Origin of the sequence: Sorangium sp. So ce281, assembly GCF_051527395.1 — a bacterium.
In the GTDB taxonomy this organism is placed as follows: Bacteria; Myxococcota_A; Polyangia; order Polyangiales; family Polyangiaceae; genus Sorangium; species Sorangium cellulosum_B.
Genome location: NZ_CP150322.1, coordinates 6,557,311 through 6,577,643, shown reverse-complemented (window position 1 = coordinate 6,577,643; position 20,333 = coordinate 6,557,311). Strand labels below are relative to the sequence as shown.

Here is a 20,333-nt window from a genome sequence, read left to right as displayed (position 1 = left end):
TGGGCATGGCGAAAAGCGGCAGGACAGGATGACCTTCGGAGAGGTCTATGCGCAGCACTTCCGGTTCGTGTGGCGGTCGCTGCGACGCCTCGGCGTGCCCGAGAGCGACGTCGCCGACGCGGTCCAGGACGTGTTCCTGGTCGTCCATCGGCGGTTGTCCGGATTCGAGGGTCGGTCGAAGATTACAACCTGGCTCTACAGCATCTGCTTTCACGCCGCCCGTGACCGGCGGAAGCTCGCGCATATGAGGCGGCGCGCTCACGACGACGAGCCGCTGCTCGACTGCGCCGACGACCGGGCCGACGTCGGCGCGGAGGCGGAGCGGCGGCAGGCGATCACGCTGCTCGAGGCGATCCTCGACGAGCTGCCCCTCGAGCAGCGCGCCGTGTTCACGCTCTTCGAGCTCGACGGCATGGGCGGCGAGGAGGTCGCCGAGCTGCTCGACGTCCCGCTGGGGACCGTTTACTCGCGCCTCCGCCTCGCCCGCGATGCGTTTCGCCGCGCCGTCGCGCGCCTGAAGGCGCGCGACGAGTTCCACGTGGGCGGGCCCCGGGTCATGCGGTCGCAGCCCGTGTTGAAGGCGGCCGTCGAGGCCGCGCCGGTGCCCGAGGGGCATCCCTCGGTCGTCCTTCCGCTGCCGGAGGTGGAGCGGCAACCCGTCTGGAAGCGCGCGGGAGGGGAGCGATGAGCGATCCGGTGCGCTGGCTCGACGCCGAGGCGAACGCGCTCGAGATGGAGCGCGAGCTCCTGCGCGCAGCGCCGTCGGCGGACCCGCCCGACGGGGCGCAGGAGCAAGTGTGGGCCGCGATGGCCGCGCAGATCGGCCTCGCCGGAGCCGCCGCGCTCGGAGGGGCTCAAGGCGCCGCGGGAGGGGCGCTCCCGGCGAACGTGGGCGGCACGGCGAGCGCGGGCGGCGCGGCGAGCGCGGGTGGCGCGGCGAGCGCGGCCGCGGGCGCTGGCGAGATCGCCGCGGCCGTGTCCGCGGGCAAGGTGGTGTCCGCTGCGGCGGGCGCCGGCGCTGCCGGCTCGGCGGTCACCGGCGGCGCGGCCGCAGCGGCGGGCGCTGCGGGTATCCTGAAGGCGATGCTGTTCGGCGCCGCCTGCGGGGGCCTGATCGTCGCCGGCTATGTCGTCGTGGCCCCATCGAGCGAGGCGCCGCCGGCTCGGATCGTCGAGACCGCAGAGGTCGTCGCGGCGCCGGCATCCGCGCCGGTTTCTCCGCCTGCGGATCGTGGGCCTACCGCGCAGGCCGAGCCGCCGCCTGTCGAGCCGCCGCCTGTCGAGCCGCCGCGGCCTGTCGAGCTGGCGCCGCCTGCCGAGCCGCCGCATGTCGAGGCGCCGCTGCGATCGAGGCCGCTTCCGCCGGCCGAGGCACCACTGCCGGACAGGTCACCCGCGCGGACCGGCTCCCGCGCGGCCGCGACGCCCGCGAGCCCGGGCGCGCCGCTCTCGGAGCGCGCCGCGAGCGCGTCGCCCGCGGCCGGGGCGGACGTCCTCGAAGCGGCGCCCGTGCCGGAGGCGACGGGCGCTGCGGTCGGCGCGGAGGGCGCGTCCAGCCCGGCGCTGCGGGAGAGCCGGCTGCGCGAGGAGCTGACGCTCCTCGGCGACGCGCGCGCGGCGCTCCGGCGCGGTGACGCCTCCGGCGCGCTGAGGATCGCGGAGCAGGCGCGCCTCCGCTTCCCCGGCGGCGCGCTGGCGCAGGAGCGCGAGGCGCTCACCATCGAGGCGCTCTGGCAGAGCGGCGATCGCGCGGCGGCCGCGCAGCGCGCATCGGCGTTCCTCCTCGCCTATCCGTCGAGCCCGCACGTCCCTCGCCTCCGCTCCTTCACCACTCACTAGACCGGGGGGCAGAAGTCCTGACAGGGATCTGCCTCGCGAGCCGAGCGAGAGTTCAACGCAAAGACGCAAAGACGCAAAGACGCAAAAATACACGAGAATTTTCTCTTTTTTTGCGCCTTTGCGCCTTTGCGCCTTTGCGTTGAATTCTCTCTCTCTCTCTGCGGACTTCTGGTGGACGGCATTTGAGTGGAGCGCTCCCGCTTCGGAGACGGACCCATCTCTACGCTTTCGGTGCTCAGCGCGCTTGAGTGCGCTTCCGCGCCGAAAACGCCGATCTGGACCCGTCTCCTGTGCGGGAGAGCCCCGCGCTGCGATCTGCGGGGGACGATCCGGGGGGAGGGGCGTGAACGGGGGCTGTCCGCGTCGTTTGGGGCCAGGTGGCTTTTTTGAAATGGGAAGCGGAGCGGGCGTCCCTTCACGTTTGGTCACTGCCGGTGTTGGACGGCGCGTCACGGCACCGCGCAAGGAGGAATTATGTCTTCGAGGCTATCAAGAGCACTGTCGCCCTTTCTCGTTCTGAGCGCCGTCTCGCTCGTGGCATGTCAAGTCGACGTCTCCCTCGGCGGGCCCGGCGGGAGCTCCAGCTCCAGCTCGGGAATCGGCGGCAGCGATGGTACCGGGGGTAGCGGCGGCAGCGGTGTTACCGGGGGTGGCGGCGGCAGCGATGGTACCGGGGGTGGCGTCTGGACCCCGCCGGAGTTCACGCCGGACAAGGTCGATCTCCTCTTCGTGGTCGATAACTCCGTCTCGATGGCGGACAAGCAGGAAGTGATGCGCCTGGCGCTCGCCGACTTCGTCGATGGCTTGGCCAACCCGCTCTGCGTGGATCCGACCGGTGTTGCTCCGGGCGTCCGGCCTCCGAGCGGGTTGAGCGCATGCCCCGCTGGCACGTTGCGCGTGCGCACCCCGGTGCAGGACATGCACATCGGCGTCATCAGCAGCAGCCTCGGCGGCCACGGGTCGAGCGCCTGCAGTCCGGCCGCGTCCCCTTCGACCGCCGACATGGCCCGCCTCCTCGCGCGCTCCGACCCGTCGACGGGGGTGAACGACCTGCCGACCTACCAGGACAAGGGCTTCCTCGTGTGGGACCCGACCGGAAGCCACGTCCCCGCGGGAGACTCCGATCCGGTGGCGCTCGCCGGGAAGCTCGGCGACATCGTGCAAGGGGTCGGGCAAGCCGGGTGCGGCTTCGAGGCGCCGCTGGAGAGCTTCTATCGCTTCCTCGTCGATCCCGAGCCGTACGCGACGATCGGTCTCGTGAACGACAGCGCCGAACCGGCAGGGATCGACAGGACGCTCCTGGCGCAGCGGAAGGCCTTCCTCCGGCCGGACTCGCTCCTGCTCATCGTGATGCTCTCCGACGAGAACGACTGCTCGATCAGGGACGAAGGCAAGAACTACCTCGTCGCCGAGGTGGGACAGGGCTTCAGGATGTGGCGGCCGCGGAGCGAGTGCGCCACCGACCCGAACCATTCGTGCTGCAGGTCCTGCTCCCAGAAACAGGACGGTTGCCCCGTGGATCCGGCCTGCACCGGCCCCGATGGCAGCCCCGCCAGGCTCACCGCGGCGGAAGACCCGGTGAACAGCCGGTGCTGGGACCAGAAGCGCCGCTTCGGGTTCGACTTCCTCTACCCGGTCGATCGGTACACCCGGGCGCTCACGGAGCCCATGGTGGTGTCGAGGAGCGGAGAGCTCGTGCCGAACCCGATCTTCTCGGATCTGGACCCGAGCGACGACAACACCCGGACCCGAGGGCCGCAGCACGTCGTGTTCACCGGCGTCGTCGGTGTGCCGTGGCAGGACCTCGCGCGCCAGAACGCGATCGGCGAGCCCGATCTCCTGGGCGGCCTGAACCAGTTCGGCCAGTCGGTCGGCGGGCTCAAGAGCGCCGCCGAGCTCGCCGACCCGCCGTCCGGCACGACCCTCAGCAGCACCTGGGAAGCTGTCCTCGGCGATCCGGCGAACTACATCCTGCCCGCGGATCCGCTCATGATCGAGTCGGCGGCGCCCCGCTCGGGCGATAACCCGATCACCGGTGAGCCGCTCGTCCACCCGAACGTCTCGGGCTGGAACGCGATCAACGGCCGTGAGTACACGATCCCGGAGGGGAGCACTGGAGATCTCCAGTACGCCTGCATCTTCCCCCTCTTCGAGGAGCGCAACTGCGACGGTACGGCCCAGTCGTGCGATTGCAGGGAGATCGCCGGCTGGCGCAGCAACAGCCCGCTGTGCAAGCCGGAAGGCGCGAACAATCCGGGGGACTTCGGGGCGCGTTCCACGATTCAGGACCACGCCAAGGCCTATCCCGGCCTCCGCGAGCTGCAGCTGATCCGGAGCCTGGGGGAGCGCGGGGTCGCAGGGTCGATCTGCCCGGCGCAGCTGGCCGACACTTCGTCGCCTGACTACGGCTATCGGCCGATCATGAACGCCGTGCTCGACCGGCTCTCCACCGCGCTCTGACGCGTCGACGCCCCCATCGACGCGGCCCCGCCCAGGGGCGGCGCACGAAATGCATGCGCCGCCCCTGGGCTCGCGGGGGAAACGACCTCCGCGCGCTCCCGCGGATCCTCCCGTCAAGCCGTTGGCACAACCGCGACACAGCAAGACACCGCGATCGCGGTGCCCGCGCCGAGGACCGTGCGCTCCGCCCGAATTGCGCCCGCCTCCCGTGGCACCGAAGGTGCTTCAATGGCGCGTTCGGACAAACGCAACGCGGAGGTTCTGATGCGCCACAAAGGGATGGGTCTCTTGCTGATCGTGATCGGGCTCGTGGGCTGCCACAGGGACGGCGGCGGCGACACCGGAGGGCCGCCGGATCCGCCCGGATCAGAGACGTGCGGCGGGTTCCTCGGGACCGCTTGTCCCGACGGGCTCGCCTGCGTCGACGACCCGAGCGACGACTGCGACCCCGAGCACGGCGGCGCGGACTGTCCCGGCATGTGCGTCGAGGACCCGCCGACGACGATGTGCGGGGGATTCGCGGGTTTCCCGTGTCCCGACGGGCTCGAGTGCGTCGACGATCCGAGCGACGACTGCGACCCGGAGCGCGGCGGGGCGGACTGCGGCGGCATCTGCGTGGAACCGGCGCCCAAGCCGCCGTTTTGCGGGGGGTTCGCGGGGATCGAGTGCCCCGAGGGGCTCGTGTGCATCGACGATCCGAGCGATGACTGCGACCCGAAGCACGGCGGGGCGGACTGCGGCGGCATCTGCGTGGTGCCCGAGCCCCGGCCGCAGGCGTGCGGCGGCATCGCGGCGCGCCCGTGCCCCGAGGGGCTCGTGTGCATCGACGATCCGGGCGACGACTGCAGCCCGCCGATCGGCGCCGACTGCGGCGGCATCTGCGTCGCGCGCTGAGCCGGCGCAACCGGTGCCGAGGGGGGGCGCGCCGCCCTGACGACGAACGAGCGCGCCCGCAGCGCGACGGCGCTCAGTAGCGGTGCTTCCAGAGCAGGTCGAGGCTCGTCGCCGGGTTCGCGCCGGTGGCCATCGCCGCCCGCAGGGACCAGTCCCGGCGGAAGCGCCACTCGAGGCTCACCTCGGTGCGCGCCTGCGCGCCGGTGTTGCCGCCCCCGGACCCTGGCCCCTGTCCTTGCCCCGTCGGCCCCGCCTCGTAGGTCGCGCTCGCGGTCACCTGCTGCCCGAGCTGGTAGCCCACGGTCGTCTTCAGCGCGCCTTCTTCGGTCGTGCCCAGCCTCGTCTCGAAGTTCCGGAGCGGACCGATGCTCTGGAGGATCATGTTGATCTGCGCGGACGCGATCCCGGTCCCCACGCTGGCCGCGACCCCGCCGGCGGCGCTGCCGCCGCCCGACCCGGGTTGCGCGGTGGACGTGCCGCCCGCCAGCGTCCCTTCCGCGAACTCCCTGCCGAGCAGGAGCTCGGCGATCACCTCGTTCTCCGGGCGCGGCGGCTCCGAACGGAAGGTGATCTTGTCCTCGGTGATCGGGTTGAGCTGCCCCACATAGTCGATGAAGATGCGCGTCCCCTCCGGCGTGTCGTGGTACGCCGTCACGTTCAGGAACGGATTCGACGGATCCCCCTGCAGGGCGACCACGCCAGGCTCGATCTCGAACTCCTTGCCGAGCACCTCGAGCCTGCCCGACACGATGTTCACGTTGCCCCGGATCTCGGTCTCTCCCGCGATCTTGATGCGGAGGGGGTGCGCCCGATCCCCCGACAGCGAGGCCCGCACCATGTCGCCCTCGACGCCGATCCTGCCCAGGTGGACCTCCATGGTGATCGGCGTGCCGCCCGCGCTCCCCTTCGCCTGCTCGGACGGCTCGGCCGGCGCTCGGCGCGCCTCGTAGTCCTGCTGGCTGAGCGGCGCCGACGTCGTGATGGTCGGGTTCTCGCCGAGGGGCTGTACGCTCCGCCCGATCGTCGGCGGCAGCGTCAGATCGAGCGAGGGCACGTCGACGCGGACGGCGATCTCCTCGGCCCGCTTCTCCGCCGCGAGCGCCACCCGGCCGCGCACCTCGCCCATCGGGACGCCCTCCAGCGCGATCGGGAGGGCCCGGCCGCTGGGGATCGAGAGCTCGGCGCGGGCGTTCCGGAACGCGAGCCCTTCCATCTGGAGGGTCGCGTTCCCGCGGATCTGGCCGTTGCCTGCGTCGGCGCGGAGGTCGTCGACGCGGAGCTCGCCGGAGGGGCTCGCGGCGACGCGGAACGAGGCGTTCTCGAACGGCTGGCCGATCGTGGCCACCTGGACGACGCCGTCCTCGAGGCGCATCTCGCCGGAGAAGCCCGCCTGCGCGCCGAGCCCGAGCCGCACCTCGCCGTCGAGCACGCCGTCGAGCCGGTTCACCGAGCCCTGCACGAACGGCTCCAGCGCCCTCAGGCGGAAGCGATCGACCGCGAGTGACACCGAGGCGTTCCTGTCGTCGGTGAGCGTCGGGATCACGTTCGCCTCCCACACCATGGGCGCCTGGGCCTTGGCCTCGAGCCGGCCGCCGTCGCGCCCCTCGAGCCGCACGCTGGCCACGGCCGCGGTGCGCCCCGCGCCGCCCGGCGGCCCGATGTCGAGCGACGCCTCGGCGGTCTCGTACCGCGTGTCGGGGCCGAGCGTGAGGCCCGGGAACTGAAGGTGCGCCCTGACCTCGGGCGCGGCCTCGAACAGCCCGCGCACGGAGATCTCGCCGCGCGCCTCGCCGCCGATCTGCATGTCGGCGAGGACGGGGACCTCCGCGAGCGGCAGATCCGCGATCTTCGCCTCGAGGCTGCCGTTGCTGAAGCGCCGAGCGGAAGGGGTCCCGCCGAGGAGGGCGGCGGCGTCCGCGCCCAGCTTCGCCTTCGCCGTCAGGTAGGTGATCGGTCCGCGGAACGCGTACGCGTCGAGCACGGCGTCGCGCCCGTCATAGGCGAGCAGCGTGTCGAGCCGGACCTTCCCGAAGAGCGAGGGGCCGGCCGTGCCGCTCACGTTCGTGGCCATCGCGCGGGCCACGAGCCGGGGCTCGGTGAGCTTTCCCGCGAAGTACACGTCGAGCCCCGCGGAGCCGGAGAGCACCGGCGTCCGCTGCCCGAAGGCGGCCAGCTCGGTGAGCTCGTTGAGCCGGCGGCGCGGCACGCGGAGGTGCGCGGCGATCGACGTCCGCGGGAGCGCCGTGGCCGGATCGGCGAGGAGCGCCGGCAGATCGGCGTCGAGCGCGGCCGAGAGCTCCGCCACGAGCTGGCGATCGAACACCGACAGCGTGACGTGGGCGTCGCCGGTCTTCGCGTCGAGATCCCCCGCGATCCGCGCGTCGAGCTTCCTCGACACCCACGCCGGCGCGCCCGTCTGCGCGTCGATCGGCCCGGCCGCGCGCAGGCCCTCCGTGCGGACAAGGAGGCTCCGCACCGACGGGAGCCGCTCTCCCGCCTCGCGCGCCACCGCGAGGCGCGCGGTGAGCCGGCCCGCGAGCTCGCTCAGCGCGAGCGGGACCGGCGAACCCTGCGCCAGGCACCCGAGCTGCCAGGCGTCGGCGTCCATGCGGGCCGAGCCGGTGACGGTCTGCCAGGTGCGCGCCGAGAGGAGCGGCCCGCGCAGCCTCGCCGCGCTCCCGTCGACAAGCACGCGCGCGATGGCGCCGTGGCACTCCGGCGGGGGTGGCGTCTTCTGCTGCGGCGCCGCGTCGAAGGCCGTGGTCAACGTCGGGTCGGGCGTCGCGCCCCGGCGCTGGGCCTCCCGCGCCTGCGCGGGCGGCGGCTCGGGCGGCGCGAGCAGCCGGACCAGGCCGTCCGCCTTCAGCGCCTCCCCGTCGAGGCGCGCCGTCACGTTCATCGAGAGCCGCGGCGCCACGCCCGGGACCGAGCCGTCCTCGAGCTCGATCTGGACGCGCCCCGCGCGGCGCGCCCCCCGGCCGTGCACCGACACGTCGAGGTTGGCGAGGCCTCCTATCCCGCGCGGCGCGCCGGTGATGTCGGCGATGCGCGCGAGGTCGATCGCGGTGCCGCGGAGGTCGCCCTCGATCTCGTCCCCGGTGAGCGAGAGGCTCCCCTCGATCTCCCCCACGCCGTCGCCGCGCAGCGCGAGCCCGCGGACGGCGATCCCGCGGTCCCACGCGACGCGGGCGGCCTGCGCGGTCACCTCGTCCTGCCCGCGCGCCACCTCCACGCGGAGCTGCCGCGCCTCGCTCCGCGGCAGATCGAGGCGGGCCGAGGCCGTGATCTGGCGCTCCGCGCTGGCCAGCGACACGCGGACGTGCGGCGCCGTGACGGGCCCCGCGGCGCTCGCCGCCACGCTGCGGAACGCGTACTGCTGAGCGCGGAGGTCGGCTCCGCGGAACACGCCGTCGATCGTGAGCTTGTCGAGCGGCCCCCTGGCCCTGGCCCGGACCTCGCCGCGCCCGAGCTGCAGATCGGACCCGACGCGGAGCCCGGCGACGCGCACGGTCGCCCTGGCGTCGAGCGCCTCGTCCCTGAGCGCTCCCTCGACGTGGAGCGCGGCGCTGCCGTGGATGCCGCGCGGGACGCGCTGCACCGCGCTGAGCGACGGGATCTCGCTCTGCGCCGCGAACTCGATCACCCCCTCCTTCGAGCGGGTGACGCTGGCCTCGATGGGCGCGCCGGGCTCGTGGATCGTCGCCGCGGCCCGCAGCGCGCCGCGCTCGAGGGTCGCGCGCGCCTCGGTCGCCGGCACGCGCTGCCCCGCGACGACGAACGGCTCCGTCCTGGCCTCGGCGACGATGCGCGGCCCGCCCTCCTCGTCGAGGTGGATCTCCCCTCGGGCCTCCGCGCTCACCCGCGCCGCGGGCGCTGCCCCGACGAAGGCGCGCGGGTCGAGCTCCGAGATCCGCACCTCGGCGGTGATGCGCTTCGGATCGAGCGCGTCGAGCCGGGCGCTGGCGGTGACCTCGCCGGTCACGGCGTCGCTCGCGACGAGCGGATCGAGGACCGCGACGCGCGCCGTGACGGCGAGGTCCGAGAGCGCTCCGTCGGCCGTCACCAGCACCGAGAGCGGCCGGGCGAGCGGCGCGCTCGGATCGATCGCGAGGGCTGCCTCGGGCGTCACGCGCGCGGACGAGACCCGCGCCGTGAGGTGCTCGTCCTTCAGGGTCCCCTCGGCCGTGAGCGGGATCGCGCCGACGCTCCCTTCGAGCTTCGCGGTGAGCTCCATCGGCGCGTCCGCGGGCACGCTGACGCTCCCGGAGATGCTGGTCGCCTCGACCGGGACCGGCAGCAGGCGCCGCTCCGTGATGCGCACGCGCTCGAGCGCGTACCGGCTCCGGTCCGCGACGACGACGCCGCCGGCGAGGTCCTCGATCGTGGCGTCGATGGGGCTCCCTGGCGCGACGGTGCCGTGGACCGCCGCGCGATCGAGCACGACGCGCGACAGCTCGAGGCGGAGCGGCCGCGCAGGCTCGGCGGGCGGCTCCTCAGGCGGCGACGGCGTCGGCGTGAACGCCTCGGCCAGGGTGAGCGCGCCTTGCTCGTCCTGCTCGAGCAGCACGTCCGCGTCCGCGACCCGGACGAGCGGGATCGTGACGGCGAGGTCGCCGTCGCCGAGGAGGAGCTCCGTCGCGATCGAGAGCGCGTTGAAGTCCGCGTGGACGCCGCTGGCGCGCAGGAGCTCGGTTCCGTTCGGGTGGCTCACCGTCACCCTGGAGATGTCGGCGGTGAAGAGGCCGAGGTGGTCGACGTGCTCGATCTCGATCCGCCCCTCGAGGGTGGACCGCAGGGTGTCGTTGACGAGCTGCCTTATCAGGTTGCGGGTCGACCCGGCGTTCAGGTGGATGACGGCGCCGAACGCCGCCGCGGCGACGAAGACGCCGCCCAGGCCGATCACGCTGGCCGACACCGCGGCCGCGCGGGCCAGCGCCCGGCGAAAGCGGCCTTGCCGGACGCCGGCGCCGGGCGCGGGAGGGACGGCGGGAGTCTCTGGCATATCGCCTAGGGATCGCTCCGAGCGTGCGGGAAATCGTGGCCGGGGACCTCGTGAGGCGGCGGCGCCGGGATCTCCTGCGTGGGCGCGGGCGCAGGCACCTCGGGCTGGTGCCTCGTCCCCGGATCTCCTCCGGGCTGCGCCGTCCCCGGGAGCTGGATCTCGCGGTCCGGCGACGTGCGACCGGGCGAGCCGGGGGTCGCCGGCGTCGCTGGCGTCGCCGGCGTCGCCGGCGTCTCGCCGGGGGGGCTCGCCGCCGGCTGCGGCGCGCCGGGCTTCCAGGGTTCACCGTTCGGCGCGATGTTCGGCGCGCTGTTCAACGTGCTGTTCAACGTGCTGTTCAACGTACCGTTCCGCGGTTGCGACGCGTTCTTCATGGCCTCCACCCTGTCTCCGGATCATGCCGGCATGCGGCGCCCGAGCGCGAGCGAAATCACGGCGAGCACCAGGAACGCGACGAACAGGATCTTCGCGATCGACGCGGCGCTGGCGGCGATCCCGCCGAAGCCGAAGATTGCGGCGATGATCGCGATGATGAAGAAGGTGACAGTCCAGCCGAGCATGATGTCCTCCAAGGGGGTCTCAGGGGTCGATCCGTTGTCTTCGTGGGGACGACCTCAACGTGGTTCCTGATGGCGGCTGTTGGCCGCGGTTCCTTGCTGTTCCCTGACGTGGCCAGTTGCAGCCCCCGTGCCGCCCGGCGGCAGAGGCTGTCGGCCGGCGCGTTCTCCGCGGCGCGAGGCGGGCAGCGCCGAGATCGGCCCAGCCGCTTCCGTCCGGGCGCGCGTGCGGCGCCTCGCGCCTGGGGCAAGATGCCTCGATCGTGACAGGGTGGACCTGCGCGTGCGCGGAGCGCGGAACAGGGGCCTCGGGCGAGCGCGCGCCTGCGCCGCGCTGCTCCCTGCCGGCAGCGTCTGCACGGAGGCTCCACGCGGACGCCCTGCAACTTCCCGGAACGGGCGACTCCGGACAGGCTATAAGAACCCCGCCATGCCGAAATCGAAGGTCGCTGTGATCCGCACGTCGCCTGCGACGGTGCTCTCGGACTACCACCGGCTGATGAACCTGGCCGGTTACCAGGATGTGGTCGCCAAGGACGCCGACACGGCGCTCAAGGTGAACATCTCCTGGCACTTCTTCTACCCGAGCTCATCCACGACGCCCTGGCAGCTCGAGGGGGTCATCCGGGCGATGACGCAGGACGGGTACTCGAAGGACCTGATCCACGCCTGCCACAACCGCACGGTCGTCATCGACGCCCACCTCGGCGAGCGCGAGAACAAGCAGATCGACGTCGTGCAGGCGCACGGCCTGCGCAACGTCCACCTCTACGAAGGGGAGGAGTGGATCCCGATCGGGGACGCGGTCGGCGATCTGCGGAAGAAGTTCCTCTGTCTGAACGAGGTGTACCCGAAGGGGTTCTCGATCCCGAAGCGCTTCATCGGGGAGAACATCATCCACCTGCCGACGGTGAAGACCCACATCTTCACGACGACGACGGGCGCGATGAAGAACGCGTTCGGCGGCCTCTTGAACGAGCACCGGCACTGGACGCACCCGGTGATCCACGAGACGCTCGTGGATCTCCTGATGATCCAGAAGAAGATCCACCGCGGGGTCTTCGCGGTGATGGACGGGACCTTCGCGGGCGACGGCCCGGGGCCGCGCTGCATGGTGCCGCACGTGAAGAACGTGCTGCTCGCGTCCTCGGACCAGGTGGCGATCGACGCCGTGGCGGCGAAGCTGATGGGGTTCGACCCGCTGCGCGATCTCAAGTTCGTGCGGCTGGCGCACGACCTCGGCCTCGGGACGGGCGACGTGCGCGACATCGAGCTCGTGGGCGACGTGGACGCGGCGAACGAGCAGTGGAACTTCGATGGACCGTTCAAGGAGATGACGTTCGCCTCGCGCAACCAGCACCGCATCTACTGGGGTCCCCTGAAGAAGCCGATCGAGTGGTCGCTCAAGACGTGGCTCGCCCCCTGGGCCTACGTGGCGTCGGTCACGTATCACGACATGTTCTGGTACCCGCGCTATGCGAAGGAGAAGATGGCCCCCGTGCTGGAGAGCCCGTGGGGGCGCCTCTTCGCGAACTGGGGCAAGGTGCAGCCCGACGCGGAGGGGCAGGGCTACCCGGAGGTCGGCGAGGCCAGCCACGAGCTCGTCCGGAGCGGGGTGAAGCACTTCCTGGAGGGCATGCGCCTCGTGGGGATGGCGGTCGCGGAGTCGCCGGAGCTCATGGTCCGCAAGCGGGCGCGCGCGCAGGCGGCCAGCGGGGGCGGGGCGGCGGCGGTGTAATCCTGGAGCGGCGGCTCCGCGCCGGCCGAGCGCCGAGCGGAGCCGCTCAACCGCCCGTGGGCCGAGCGAAGACCTTGAGGTAGAGCTCGTCCACTGCCAGGTCGCAGCCGATCGACGCGATCTGGAGCCGCTCGCCCAGTCCGAGCACGCGGAGCAGCCAGGTTCCGTCCGGCTGGCGACGGAAGTGCTCGACCTCCACCTGCTTCTGGGACAGCAGGATGTAATCGGCGATGGATGGAATGCCCCGATACAGGGCGAATTTGCCGCCGCGGTCGTAGCTCTCCGAGGAGTCGGAGAGCACCTCGAAGACGGCTGTGGGGTTGAGCAGGGTGTCGCGGTGTTCGTCCTCGAACAGGGGCTGGCCGCAGACGACCGAGGCGTCCGGGTAGACGTAGCGGCCCGTCGTCACGTTCTTGATCCGCAGGTCGGACGCGTGCGCCTCGCAGGGACGCGCTCGCAGCGCGCCGCGGAGCTCACCCACCACGTTGGCCGCGATGAGGCTGTGCTCGCGCGTGCCGCCCGACATCGCGAACACCTCGCCGCCAGCGTACTCGTGCTTCACCTCGGAGGAGCGCTCGAGCGCGAGGTACTCCTCCGGAGACAGCTTCGCGTGGGGCGCCTTCTGGGCCATGCCGGATTCTACCATGCCCTCCCGAGGACAGGCCGCCAGCGGGAGCGGAGGCGGTAGAGCGCCGGGTGGGCGGCCCCAGGAGCGCCGCCCGCGACCCGCCGCGCCGGTCAGCCGACGCCGCCGCCCATGGCCGTGCCGTCCGATCGATAACACGCGTAATAATAGCCGAGCTGCCCCGGTATCCCCGTCTCCGTGTAGCTCGCCGTCAGGTAGTACGTCATCGCCCAGCCCCACTGGCCGAGCGAGTACGAGTAGCCGTAGGACCAGCTCCCGCTCGTCGAGTGCACGTAGAACTTCGAGACGCCGTTGAGCGGACCGCTGTACATCGTGCCGATCGTCGCTCCGCCGGGCTGGTTGCGGAGCGTCAGGGACTGGGCGCAGGCGGCGTTCACCGCGCCGTTCGTCACCGCCTGCTCGGCGACGGCGGTCTGCTCGTCGACCTCCGCGTCGTCCCCCAGCTCCGATGAGGAGTCCACGTCGACGACACACCCCGCGAGCGCGAGCACAGAACCAAGGATTGCGAATGCGTTGAAACTTTTCATTCGTTGATGCCTTTGAACTCCACCGCGTGACGACCCGCACGCGGCTTCCCCAAGAAAGCGCGCCGACGGCGCATGTCCTATCGACTCCCGGAGCCTCCTCCTGTGCTTCGCTGGCTCGGGGGCTCGGGGGCGACGGACCTCCAACGAAGGAATTTAACCTATCGTGAAGGCTTGTGGGAAGCCCATTTGATCCGTCGTTGATGCATCGATTCATCGCGTGTGCGACGACAGGCCGCTTTCACCTCACGTCGGACGACATCGCCGTCGCGGCGCGCGGCCAGGCACGCAAGCCACCGATGCCATCGTCCGCGGATCCGCGCCTCGACGCGCGACGGCGAGCCATCGCGTGATGCGTCGATCGCCGTTCCTGCGCGGGCCGAGGCTCAGCGTGCCGCGCTGGTCGCGTGCGACGGCCGTCGCCCCGACGTCACGGCCGGCGCGGCGCCCGCGACGAACCTGACGCGCACCGGCCTCGGCCGGAGCGGCGGCAACGACCGGGCGAGCCGCTCGTAGGCGTCGCGCCCCACGCGCCGCTCCTCGTGGACGAGCGTCGCCCAGATCTCCGCCTCGCGCGCCTCCGCGTGCTCGGCGGCGCGCGGATCGAAGCGCAGCCCGCGCTCGATGGTGCTGGCTCCGGGGATGCCGTCGTCGGGGCGGCGCGCCGCGCGATCGCGGAAGACGCCGGGACCGAAGCGGTCGTACTGGAGGATGGTGTGCGCGGTCGACACGGCGCCGGCCCACGGATAGCTGCGCAACGTCCAGCCGCGCGACAGGTCGGAGAGCCGCGCGTCGACGTCGGCGCGCTCGGCGTCGGTCTTCCACGGCTCCCGCGGGACGAAGAACAGGCCGAGCCCGAGCTCGTCGCCCTCGATCGCGAACACCTCGTCGATCCCGAAGCGCTCCGGGGTCTGCGCGACGAGCGAGCCGTGCGTCAGCCCGAACTCGCCGACGATGTAGACCGCGAGCGCCTCCCGCCGCGCGCGCAGGAAGTCGAGCGTCTCGACGGCCTCGGCGTGCGTCTCGGTGGGGAAGTCCGTGAAGCACATCGCCTCGGCGGCCACGCCCGCGGAGGCGAGGTGGTCGATGACGTCGGAGACGACCTCGACGGGCGCGCCCTTGTCGATGAGGCCGAGGACGCGCGGCGACGCGGACTCGACGCCGAGCGCGCACGCGACGGCGCCCGCGCGGCGCAGCACGTCCGCGCGCTCCCTGGTCAGGTACTTCTCCGGCTTGAGGTCGGTGGCCCACCGCACGTCGAGGCCGGCGTCGAGGATCGCCTGCGCCATTTTCACGAGCGTCTTCGGCGCGACCGAGTCCTGCGACAGGTAGAAGTGGCGTGTGCCGTGCCGCGCGCCCAGGGCCGCGAGGTGCGCCACGATGGTCTCGACGGCGCGCTCGCGGTACGCCGCCGTGCCGACCTCCGCGAGCCCGTAATGGCAGAAGGTGCATTTGCCCCAGTAGCAGCCCCGCGTCGGGTCGTACGGGAGCACGAGCGCCGGCGCGAGGTACGCCTCGAGGGGGAGCCCATCGAAGTCGGGCGCGGGGAGCGCCTTCAGGTCCTCCATGCCGTGACCGGACGTCCAGCGCGCGCCCATCAGGCGATCGCGTACCACCACGTTCGGCACGTCCCGGAGCGGCCGGCCCTCGTCGAGCGCGCGCGCGAGCGCGAGGAGGGTGTGCTCGCCCTCGAACAGGCACGCCGAGTCGAACGGGCCGAGGGCGCGCGCGAGCCGCTCGCCCGACAGCCGGAGGAGCAGCTGCGTGACGCCGGGGCCGCCGCACGTGACGTGCGCGCCGGGCAGCGCCTCCTTGATCTTGTGCGCGAACGCGTACGCGGGCTGGAGCTGGCCCGGGAAGCACACGGAGAGGCCCACGATGTCGGCGCGCGCGTCGCGGAGCCGGGGCACGAGCGTCCGCTGCACCCAGGCGTCGAAGGGGTCGTGCTCCGGCCGGCTCGACCGGGCGATCTCGTCCATCGACGTGAGGCCGAACGGCGTGCGGTACGCCGTGAAGTCGAGCTTGAGCGGGTGGTGTGTGGCGGACACGACGCCGAGCGCCGCGTCGAGCGTCGCGACCGCGCGGGCGTAGGCGTCCGGATCGTAGAAGGCGCCAGGGGAGCGGAGCGTGGCCTTGGCGAGGTCCACCGCCTCCGGGACGGCGTGCGCGTCGCCGCGCGCGCGGGCGAGGACGAGGTACTCGAGCTGGTCTGTGTGCGCGAGCGAGGCGCGGCGGTCGAGCTCCCCGAGGCGCGCCTCGAGGCGGTCGCGGAGGTCGGCCATGCGCTCGGGCGTGAGGAGCGCGTCGAAGGCCTCGACGTTCGCGTCGACGGGCAGGACCTCCACGCCGTTCGCGCGGAGGAAGCCGGTCAGCATTGGCACCGCGAGGTACGGGGCCGTGGGGTCGCAGGTCGGCGGATAGACAAGCGCGATGCGCATTCGGGGCGGCGGTCTAGCACACCTGGGGGGCGGAGCGTGGGGGCGCCGCCAGGTGGGCCAGTCCCGGGAAGGCCTGTGCGGAAAGCTCGACTCGACCCCCTCCCGAGGGTCGCCTCGTTTCAGCGAGAAATACCGGAGAGCGCTCTGGTAACGTGGAGAACAAGGGGAGAAACGTGGCGGTGAACTGAGGCCGATGGAGGGGATCGCGGGCGCTTCGGGGATGAGGGGGAGCAGAGGAGCAGGGCAATGAGGGACGATGGACGGGCACCGGCGGCGGAGCCGAGCGGCGAGGAAATCCTGATCGAGGAGGGGGAAGGGGAGGCGGCGGTCGCTTGCGGGGAGGGGGCGGACGAGCGTGAGGTGGACGGGGGAGCGATCGAGGGCGTGGAGGGGCTCCTCGAGCTGGTGGTCGCGGCGCACGAGGAGCGCGTCCGGGCGGAGGCTGAGAAGGCTGGGCCGATCGACGGGGTCGTGGTGGGGCGGATCGTCGGGTTCGGAGACAACGGCGAGCCGCTCGTGGAGGCTGCGATCCTCGGAGATGGGGCGCGTGGGGGCATTGCGGCGCGGGCGATGACGGCGCTCGGGCCGGAGGACGAGGGGCGGGAGGTGGCGCTGCTGTTCGAGGGGGGGCGGCGCGACAGGCCGGTGGTGATGGGGCGGATGCACGTGGCGGGGGAGAGCGCGAGCGCCGTCGAGCGCACTGGGGCGACGGCGACCGCGGACGGCGAGCGGCTGGTGTTCACCGCGGAGAAGGAGATCGTGCTCCAGTGCGGCAAGGCCAGCATCACGCTGACGCGCGCCGGGAAGATCTTGATTCGGGGCGCTTACCTGCTTACCCGGTCCTCCGGCGTGAACCGGATCCAGGGGGGCTCGGTGCAGATCAACTGAGCTCCGCGGCGTCCGAGCCGCGGTGAGGCCACGTCGGCAGAGGAGGTGTCCATGCGCAAGATCGTCGTCCACGAGCCCGGCAGCCACGACAAGCTCCGCGTCGAGGAGCACCCCGATCCGAGCCCTGGGCGCGGCGAGGTGCTCGTCGACGTGCAGGCGGCGGGCGTCAACTACGCCGACTGCGTCGTCCGGATGGGCCTTTACGAGTCGGCGAAGAAGTACGTCGGCTGGCCGATCACGCCCGGCTTCGAGTTCTCCGGCACCGTCGCCGCGCTCGGCGAGGGCGTCTCCGATCTGGCGCCCGGGGCGCCCGTCTTCGGCGTGACGCGCTTCGGCGGCTACGCCTCGCGCGTCGCGGTCCCACGACACCAGGTCTTCCCGCTGCCGGCGCGGCTCACACCGGAGGAGGCGGCCGGCTTCCCCGCGGTGTTCATGACGGCGTACTACGCGCTCTTCGAGCTCGTGCGGCTGCGGCCGGGCATGTCCTTGCTCGTGCACTCGGCCGCCGGCGGCGTCGGCAGCGCGCTCGTGCAGCTCGGCAAGATCGCGGGCTGCCGGGTGGTCGGCGTGGTGGGCGCGGCGCACAAGGTCGAGGCGGCGAGGCGCCTCGGCGCCGACGCGGTGATCGACAAGAGCTGCGAGCCGCTGTGGGCGGCGGCGGAGCGGCTCGCGCCCGAGGGATACGACGTGGTCCTCGACGCGAACGGGGTCGAGACGCTGCGGCAGAGCTACCGGCACGTGGCCTCGGCCGGCAAGCTCGTCGTGTACGGCTTCCACACGATGCTTCCGCGGCAGGGCGGCCGCCCGAGCTATCCGAAGCTCGCTGTCGACTTCCTCCGGATGCCGCGCTTCAACCCGCTCGATCTCTGCAACGACAACAAGAGCGTGCTGGCCTTCAACCTCTCGTACCTGTTCAATAAGACGGAGATCCTGCGCGAGGCGATGGAGCGGCTCGTGGGCTGGGTGGAGGACGGGCGCCTCTCGGCGCCGCCGGTGAAGACGTTCCCGCTGGAGAGAGCGGGCGAGGCGCACCGGGCGATTGAGTCGGGCAGCACCGTGGGCAAGCTGGTGCTGACGATGTAGCGGTGGCTGCTCTCCGCCGCGTCGAGCGGGTTACCGCTGGCAGCGGCCCCCACATAGCCTCCCCGAGGCTGTCGAGAGGCTTCCGGGAGAGCTGAAGCTCTGGGCGGAGGCTGTCGAGAGGCTCCCGGGAGAGCTGAAGCTCTGGGCGGAGGCTGTCGAGAGGCTCCCGGGAGAGCTGAAGCTCTGGGCGGAGGCTGTCGGAGGCCGCCGGGAGAGCTGAAGCTCTGGGCGGAGGCTGCCGAGAGCTGCCGAGAGCCCGGCTGGCCTCTTTTTCTCGTAGTAGCGGACCTCCGCGCACGCAGGACCCGTGCCCGCCGGAGCCGCAAAGAAATCGACAGACCCATGTCGATTTCCGTGACCCGACCGGGGTCGCGCTCCCGATTGATCTCTTCGACGGGACGGAAGGACGCCGGGCGACGGATCCCCTTCGCGCGACGCGCTCGGTCCCGGTGGCCCTGGTCCATCGTTCGCTCGCGCTGCCTGCGCGGCGCGGCGGCGGCTCGGGTCGAACGCAACCAACAGACTCCCTTTTCGAGGAGATTTCAGGAGGAGAGATATGCCTGCTGTGACGAAGTCGAAGAAGCGCTCCGTGACCGCTGCCGCCTCTGGAGAGCCGTCGTACGCTCCGCCCATCTACGATCCCGCGGCTGGCAAGAAGGCGCTCGAGGCGCTCGCCCCGGAGCTCGACCGCCTCGCCGAGGCCGAGCTCATCACCGTGAGGATCGATGTCGAGGCGGCCACGTATGCGGCGCTCGGCGTCGTCGGGTTCGTGTCCTCTCCCGACGTGCGCGCGCGCTTCGCGCGGCTACCCCGGGAGGAGTTCGACGTCACGCACATCGACGAGCTGGAGCTCGCGTGTTTCGCCGCGCTGCACGCGCTCGCGGAGGCCCGGGCCGCCGGCGCGCTCGAGACGGAGGCGCGGCTGCCGGTCGCGCTGGTCACCGAGGGGCTGGAGGTCGAGGCGCGCATGCAGGCGCTGTGCGAGTACCAGCTCGCGGACGACCCTGCGATCAAGCCGGAGCTCGACCGGCTGCGGCCGGGCACCGGGCACCGCGACCTCGCGAACGATCTGCTCGGCTACGCGCGGATCTACGAGCTGCGCGCCGACGTCGTGAAGGCGGACCGGAAGCACTACCGGCCCGACGACGCGGCGCGCGCGCGGGAGCTGGCCGGGGCGATGATCCAGAAGCTCTCGACGGCGATGACGCCGAGGGCCCGGCAGGCCTTCGACCGGTACGTGCGGGTCTGGACGCTGCTCTGCCTGCGCTACGACGAGGTGCGGGCGGCAGCGCTGTGGCTGTGGCGGAAGAGCTCGCGCACCCAGGAGCGGTTCCCGTCGCTGTTCGCGGTGGGCAGGCCCAACTCGGCCCGGTCGTCGAGGAAGGAGGCGCCGAAGGGAGGCGAGGGGGACGGGCGCGGTGATGGCGGAGGCGGTGGTGGGAGTGGCAGCGGAGAGGAGCCGGGGGCGACTCCTGTCGTCCCGGAGCTCGTGACGGAGGCCTCTGGCTGAGCTGGTGCCGAGGCGCTGCGCTGCGCGCACCCTGGCCTCTGGGCGGAGAGTGTGCTCTAGCGCAGCGCTCGCTCACCCAGGCGGATAGGGTTCATCCCTCTGGCGGCTGGGCTTTTGCAGCTTCGAGCGCAGCCACATCGGCGAGGTCCTGTGGCCTCCCTGCCGCGCGCTTGTTTCGCAGCAGATCGGCGAGGCCGAGGAACGGGCAGAGGAGATCCGGCGCAAGCGCGATCTCGACGCGGTTCGGCCACGCTTCTTCGAAGTGGAGCCCGCTCGTGTGGGTGAGCACGTCGATGCGCTGCGGGGGAATGCCGATCTGCAGCCCCACGCCCGGTGTCTCGAGGTCGCGCTCGACGAGGCCCTGGAGAGGCGCGCCGAAGGCGCGCAGAGCCACCATGACACGCGGCGCGTTGTCCTTGGTCGCATCGACCCAGACGTCGAGGTCCTTGGTCGCCCGCGGGCGGCCGTGGAGCGCGACGGCGTACCCGCCCACGATGAGGAAGCGCGCCTCAGCTGCGGATAACTCGTACAATAGATCGCGAAAGTCCGGGCTCAGCGGGGGGAGCATCGGGGTGGGCAAGGGCATGCATCTCCTGGCTCAGCGCCCACGCGGCAAGGACGCGCTCGGCCGGCGACATCTGCGCCCAGAAACGAGCGTCGGCGTCGGCTTCGCCTTCCGGGTCGTTCCGGAAGATCCGTGTTTGCCAGTTTGCCCGCGCGAGCCGCCGTGCTTGGGCGTCCTGCATGCGTCAAG

At 72.1% G+C, this 20,333-nt stretch carries 15 protein-coding genes; 8 read left to right on the top strand and 7 right to left on the bottom strand.

Going from position 1 to position 20,333, the window contains the following annotated elements; genetic code table 11:
- Positions 1 to 28 precede the first annotated feature (28 nt).
- The 4 genes from WMF27_RS24990 to WMF27_RS24975 all read left to right on the top strand — a co-directional run bounded on the left by WMF27_RS24990 (position 29) and on the right by WMF27_RS24975 (position 5,193).
- Positions 29 to 688, top strand: a complete 660-nt coding sequence (locus tag WMF27_RS24990) for an RNA polymerase sigma factor (protein ID WP_437766377.1) — start codon at positions 29 to 31, stop codon at positions 686 to 688.
- Complete coding sequence (locus WMF27_RS24985; protein WP_437766378.1) at positions 685 to 1,839, top strand: hypothetical protein; 1,155 nt, start codon at positions 685 to 687, stop codon at positions 1,837 to 1,839. The genes WMF27_RS24990 and WMF27_RS24985 overlap by 4 nt, the downstream gene beginning before the upstream one ends.
- Positions 1,840 to 2,373: 534 nt before the next feature.
- A complete protein-coding gene (locus WMF27_RS24980) occupies positions 2,374 to 4,299 on the top strand; it encodes a hypothetical protein (protein ID WP_437766379.1) in 1,926 nt (641 codons plus the stop codon).
- A 264-nt stretch (positions 4,300 to 4,563) separates the two neighbouring features.
- Positions 4,564 to 5,193 carry a hypothetical protein gene (locus WMF27_RS24975; protein ID WP_437943032.1) on the top strand — a complete coding sequence of 210 codons (630 nt, stop codon included), beginning with the start codon at positions 4,564 to 4,566 and terminating at the stop codon, positions 5,191 to 5,193.
- Positions 5,194 to 5,266: 73 nt separating this feature from the next.
- On the opposite strand, the gene WMF27_RS24970 is transcribed toward WMF27_RS24975, so the two are convergent.
- Genes WMF27_RS24970 through WMF27_RS24960 form a run of 3 tightly spaced genes read right to left on the bottom strand, consistent with a single transcriptional unit; the run spans position 5,267 to position 10,755 of the window.
- Complete coding sequence (locus tag WMF27_RS24970; RefSeq protein WP_437943031.1) at positions 5,267 to 10,195, bottom strand: translocation/assembly module TamB domain-containing protein; 4,929 nt, start codon at positions 10,193 to 10,195, stop codon at positions 5,267 to 5,269.
- Positions 10,196 to 10,200: 5 nt separating this feature from the next.
- Positions 10,201 to 10,569 (bottom strand): hypothetical protein, encoded by a 369-nt coding sequence (locus WMF27_RS24965; RefSeq protein WP_437766382.1) that lies wholly within the window; start codon positions 10,567 to 10,569, stop codon positions 10,201 to 10,203.
- 21 nt (positions 10,570 to 10,590) lie between these two features.
- Positions 10,591 to 10,755 (bottom strand): DUF1328 family protein, encoded by a 165-nt coding sequence (locus WMF27_RS24960; RefSeq protein WP_012237660.1) that lies wholly within the window; start codon positions 10,753 to 10,755, stop codon positions 10,591 to 10,593.
- A 427-nt stretch (positions 10,756 to 11,182) separates the two neighbouring features.
- On the opposite strand from WMF27_RS24960, the gene WMF27_RS24955 reads away from it, so the two are divergent.
- Complete coding sequence (locus WMF27_RS24955) at positions 11,183 to 12,490, top strand: DUF362 domain-containing protein (RefSeq protein WP_437766383.1); 1,308 nt, start codon at positions 11,183 to 11,185, stop codon at positions 12,488 to 12,490.
- 46 nt (positions 12,491 to 12,536) lie between these two features.
- Here the strand turns inward: WMF27_RS24955 and WMF27_RS24950 are convergent, their stop codons facing one another.
- From WMF27_RS24950 to WMF27_RS24940, 3 genes are all read right to left on the bottom strand, one after another.
- A complete protein-coding gene (locus WMF27_RS24950) occupies positions 12,537 to 13,121 on the bottom strand; it encodes a Uma2 family endonuclease (protein WP_437766384.1) in 585 nt (194 codons plus the stop codon).
- 107 nt (positions 13,122 to 13,228) lie between these two features.
- Positions 13,229 to 13,663, bottom strand: coding sequence for a hypothetical protein (locus tag WMF27_RS24945; RefSeq protein ID WP_437766385.1), 435 nt, complete (start codon positions 13,661 to 13,663; stop codon positions 13,229 to 13,231).
- A gap of 383 nt (positions 13,664 to 14,046) precedes the next feature.
- A complete protein-coding gene (locus WMF27_RS24940) occupies positions 14,047 to 16,098 on the bottom strand; it encodes a B12-binding domain-containing radical SAM protein (protein ID WP_437766386.1) in 2,052 nt (683 codons plus the stop codon).
- A gap of 405 nt (positions 16,099 to 16,503) precedes the next feature.
- On the opposite strand from WMF27_RS24940, the gene WMF27_RS24935 reads away from it, so the two are divergent.
- The 3 genes from WMF27_RS24935 to WMF27_RS24925 all read left to right on the top strand — a co-directional run bounded on the left by WMF27_RS24935 (position 16,504) and on the right by WMF27_RS24925 (position 19,579).
- Positions 16,504 to 16,986 carry a DUF6484 domain-containing protein gene (locus tag WMF27_RS24935; RefSeq protein WP_437769807.1) on the top strand — a complete coding sequence of 161 codons (483 nt, stop codon included), beginning with the start codon at positions 16,504 to 16,506 and terminating at the stop codon, positions 16,984 to 16,986.
- A gap of 51 nt (positions 16,987 to 17,037) precedes the next feature.
- On the top strand, positions 17,038 to 18,069 hold the full coding sequence (locus WMF27_RS24930) for a synaptic vesicle VAT-1 family membrane protein (protein WP_437766387.1): 1,032 nt from the start codon (positions 17,038 to 17,040) through the stop codon (positions 18,067 to 18,069).
- Between the two features lie 556 nt (positions 18,070 to 18,625).
- Positions 18,626 to 19,579, top strand: coding sequence for a hypothetical protein (locus tag WMF27_RS24925; protein WP_437766388.1), 954 nt, complete (start codon positions 18,626 to 18,628; stop codon positions 19,577 to 19,579).
- 91 nt (positions 19,580 to 19,670) lie between these two features.
- Here the strand turns inward: WMF27_RS24925 and WMF27_RS24920 are convergent, their stop codons facing one another.
- On the bottom strand, positions 19,671 to 20,165 hold the full coding sequence (locus WMF27_RS24920; protein WP_437766389.1) for a hypothetical protein: 495 nt from the start codon (positions 20,163 to 20,165) through the stop codon (positions 19,671 to 19,673).
- Positions 20,166 to 20,333: the final 168 nt, after the last annotated feature.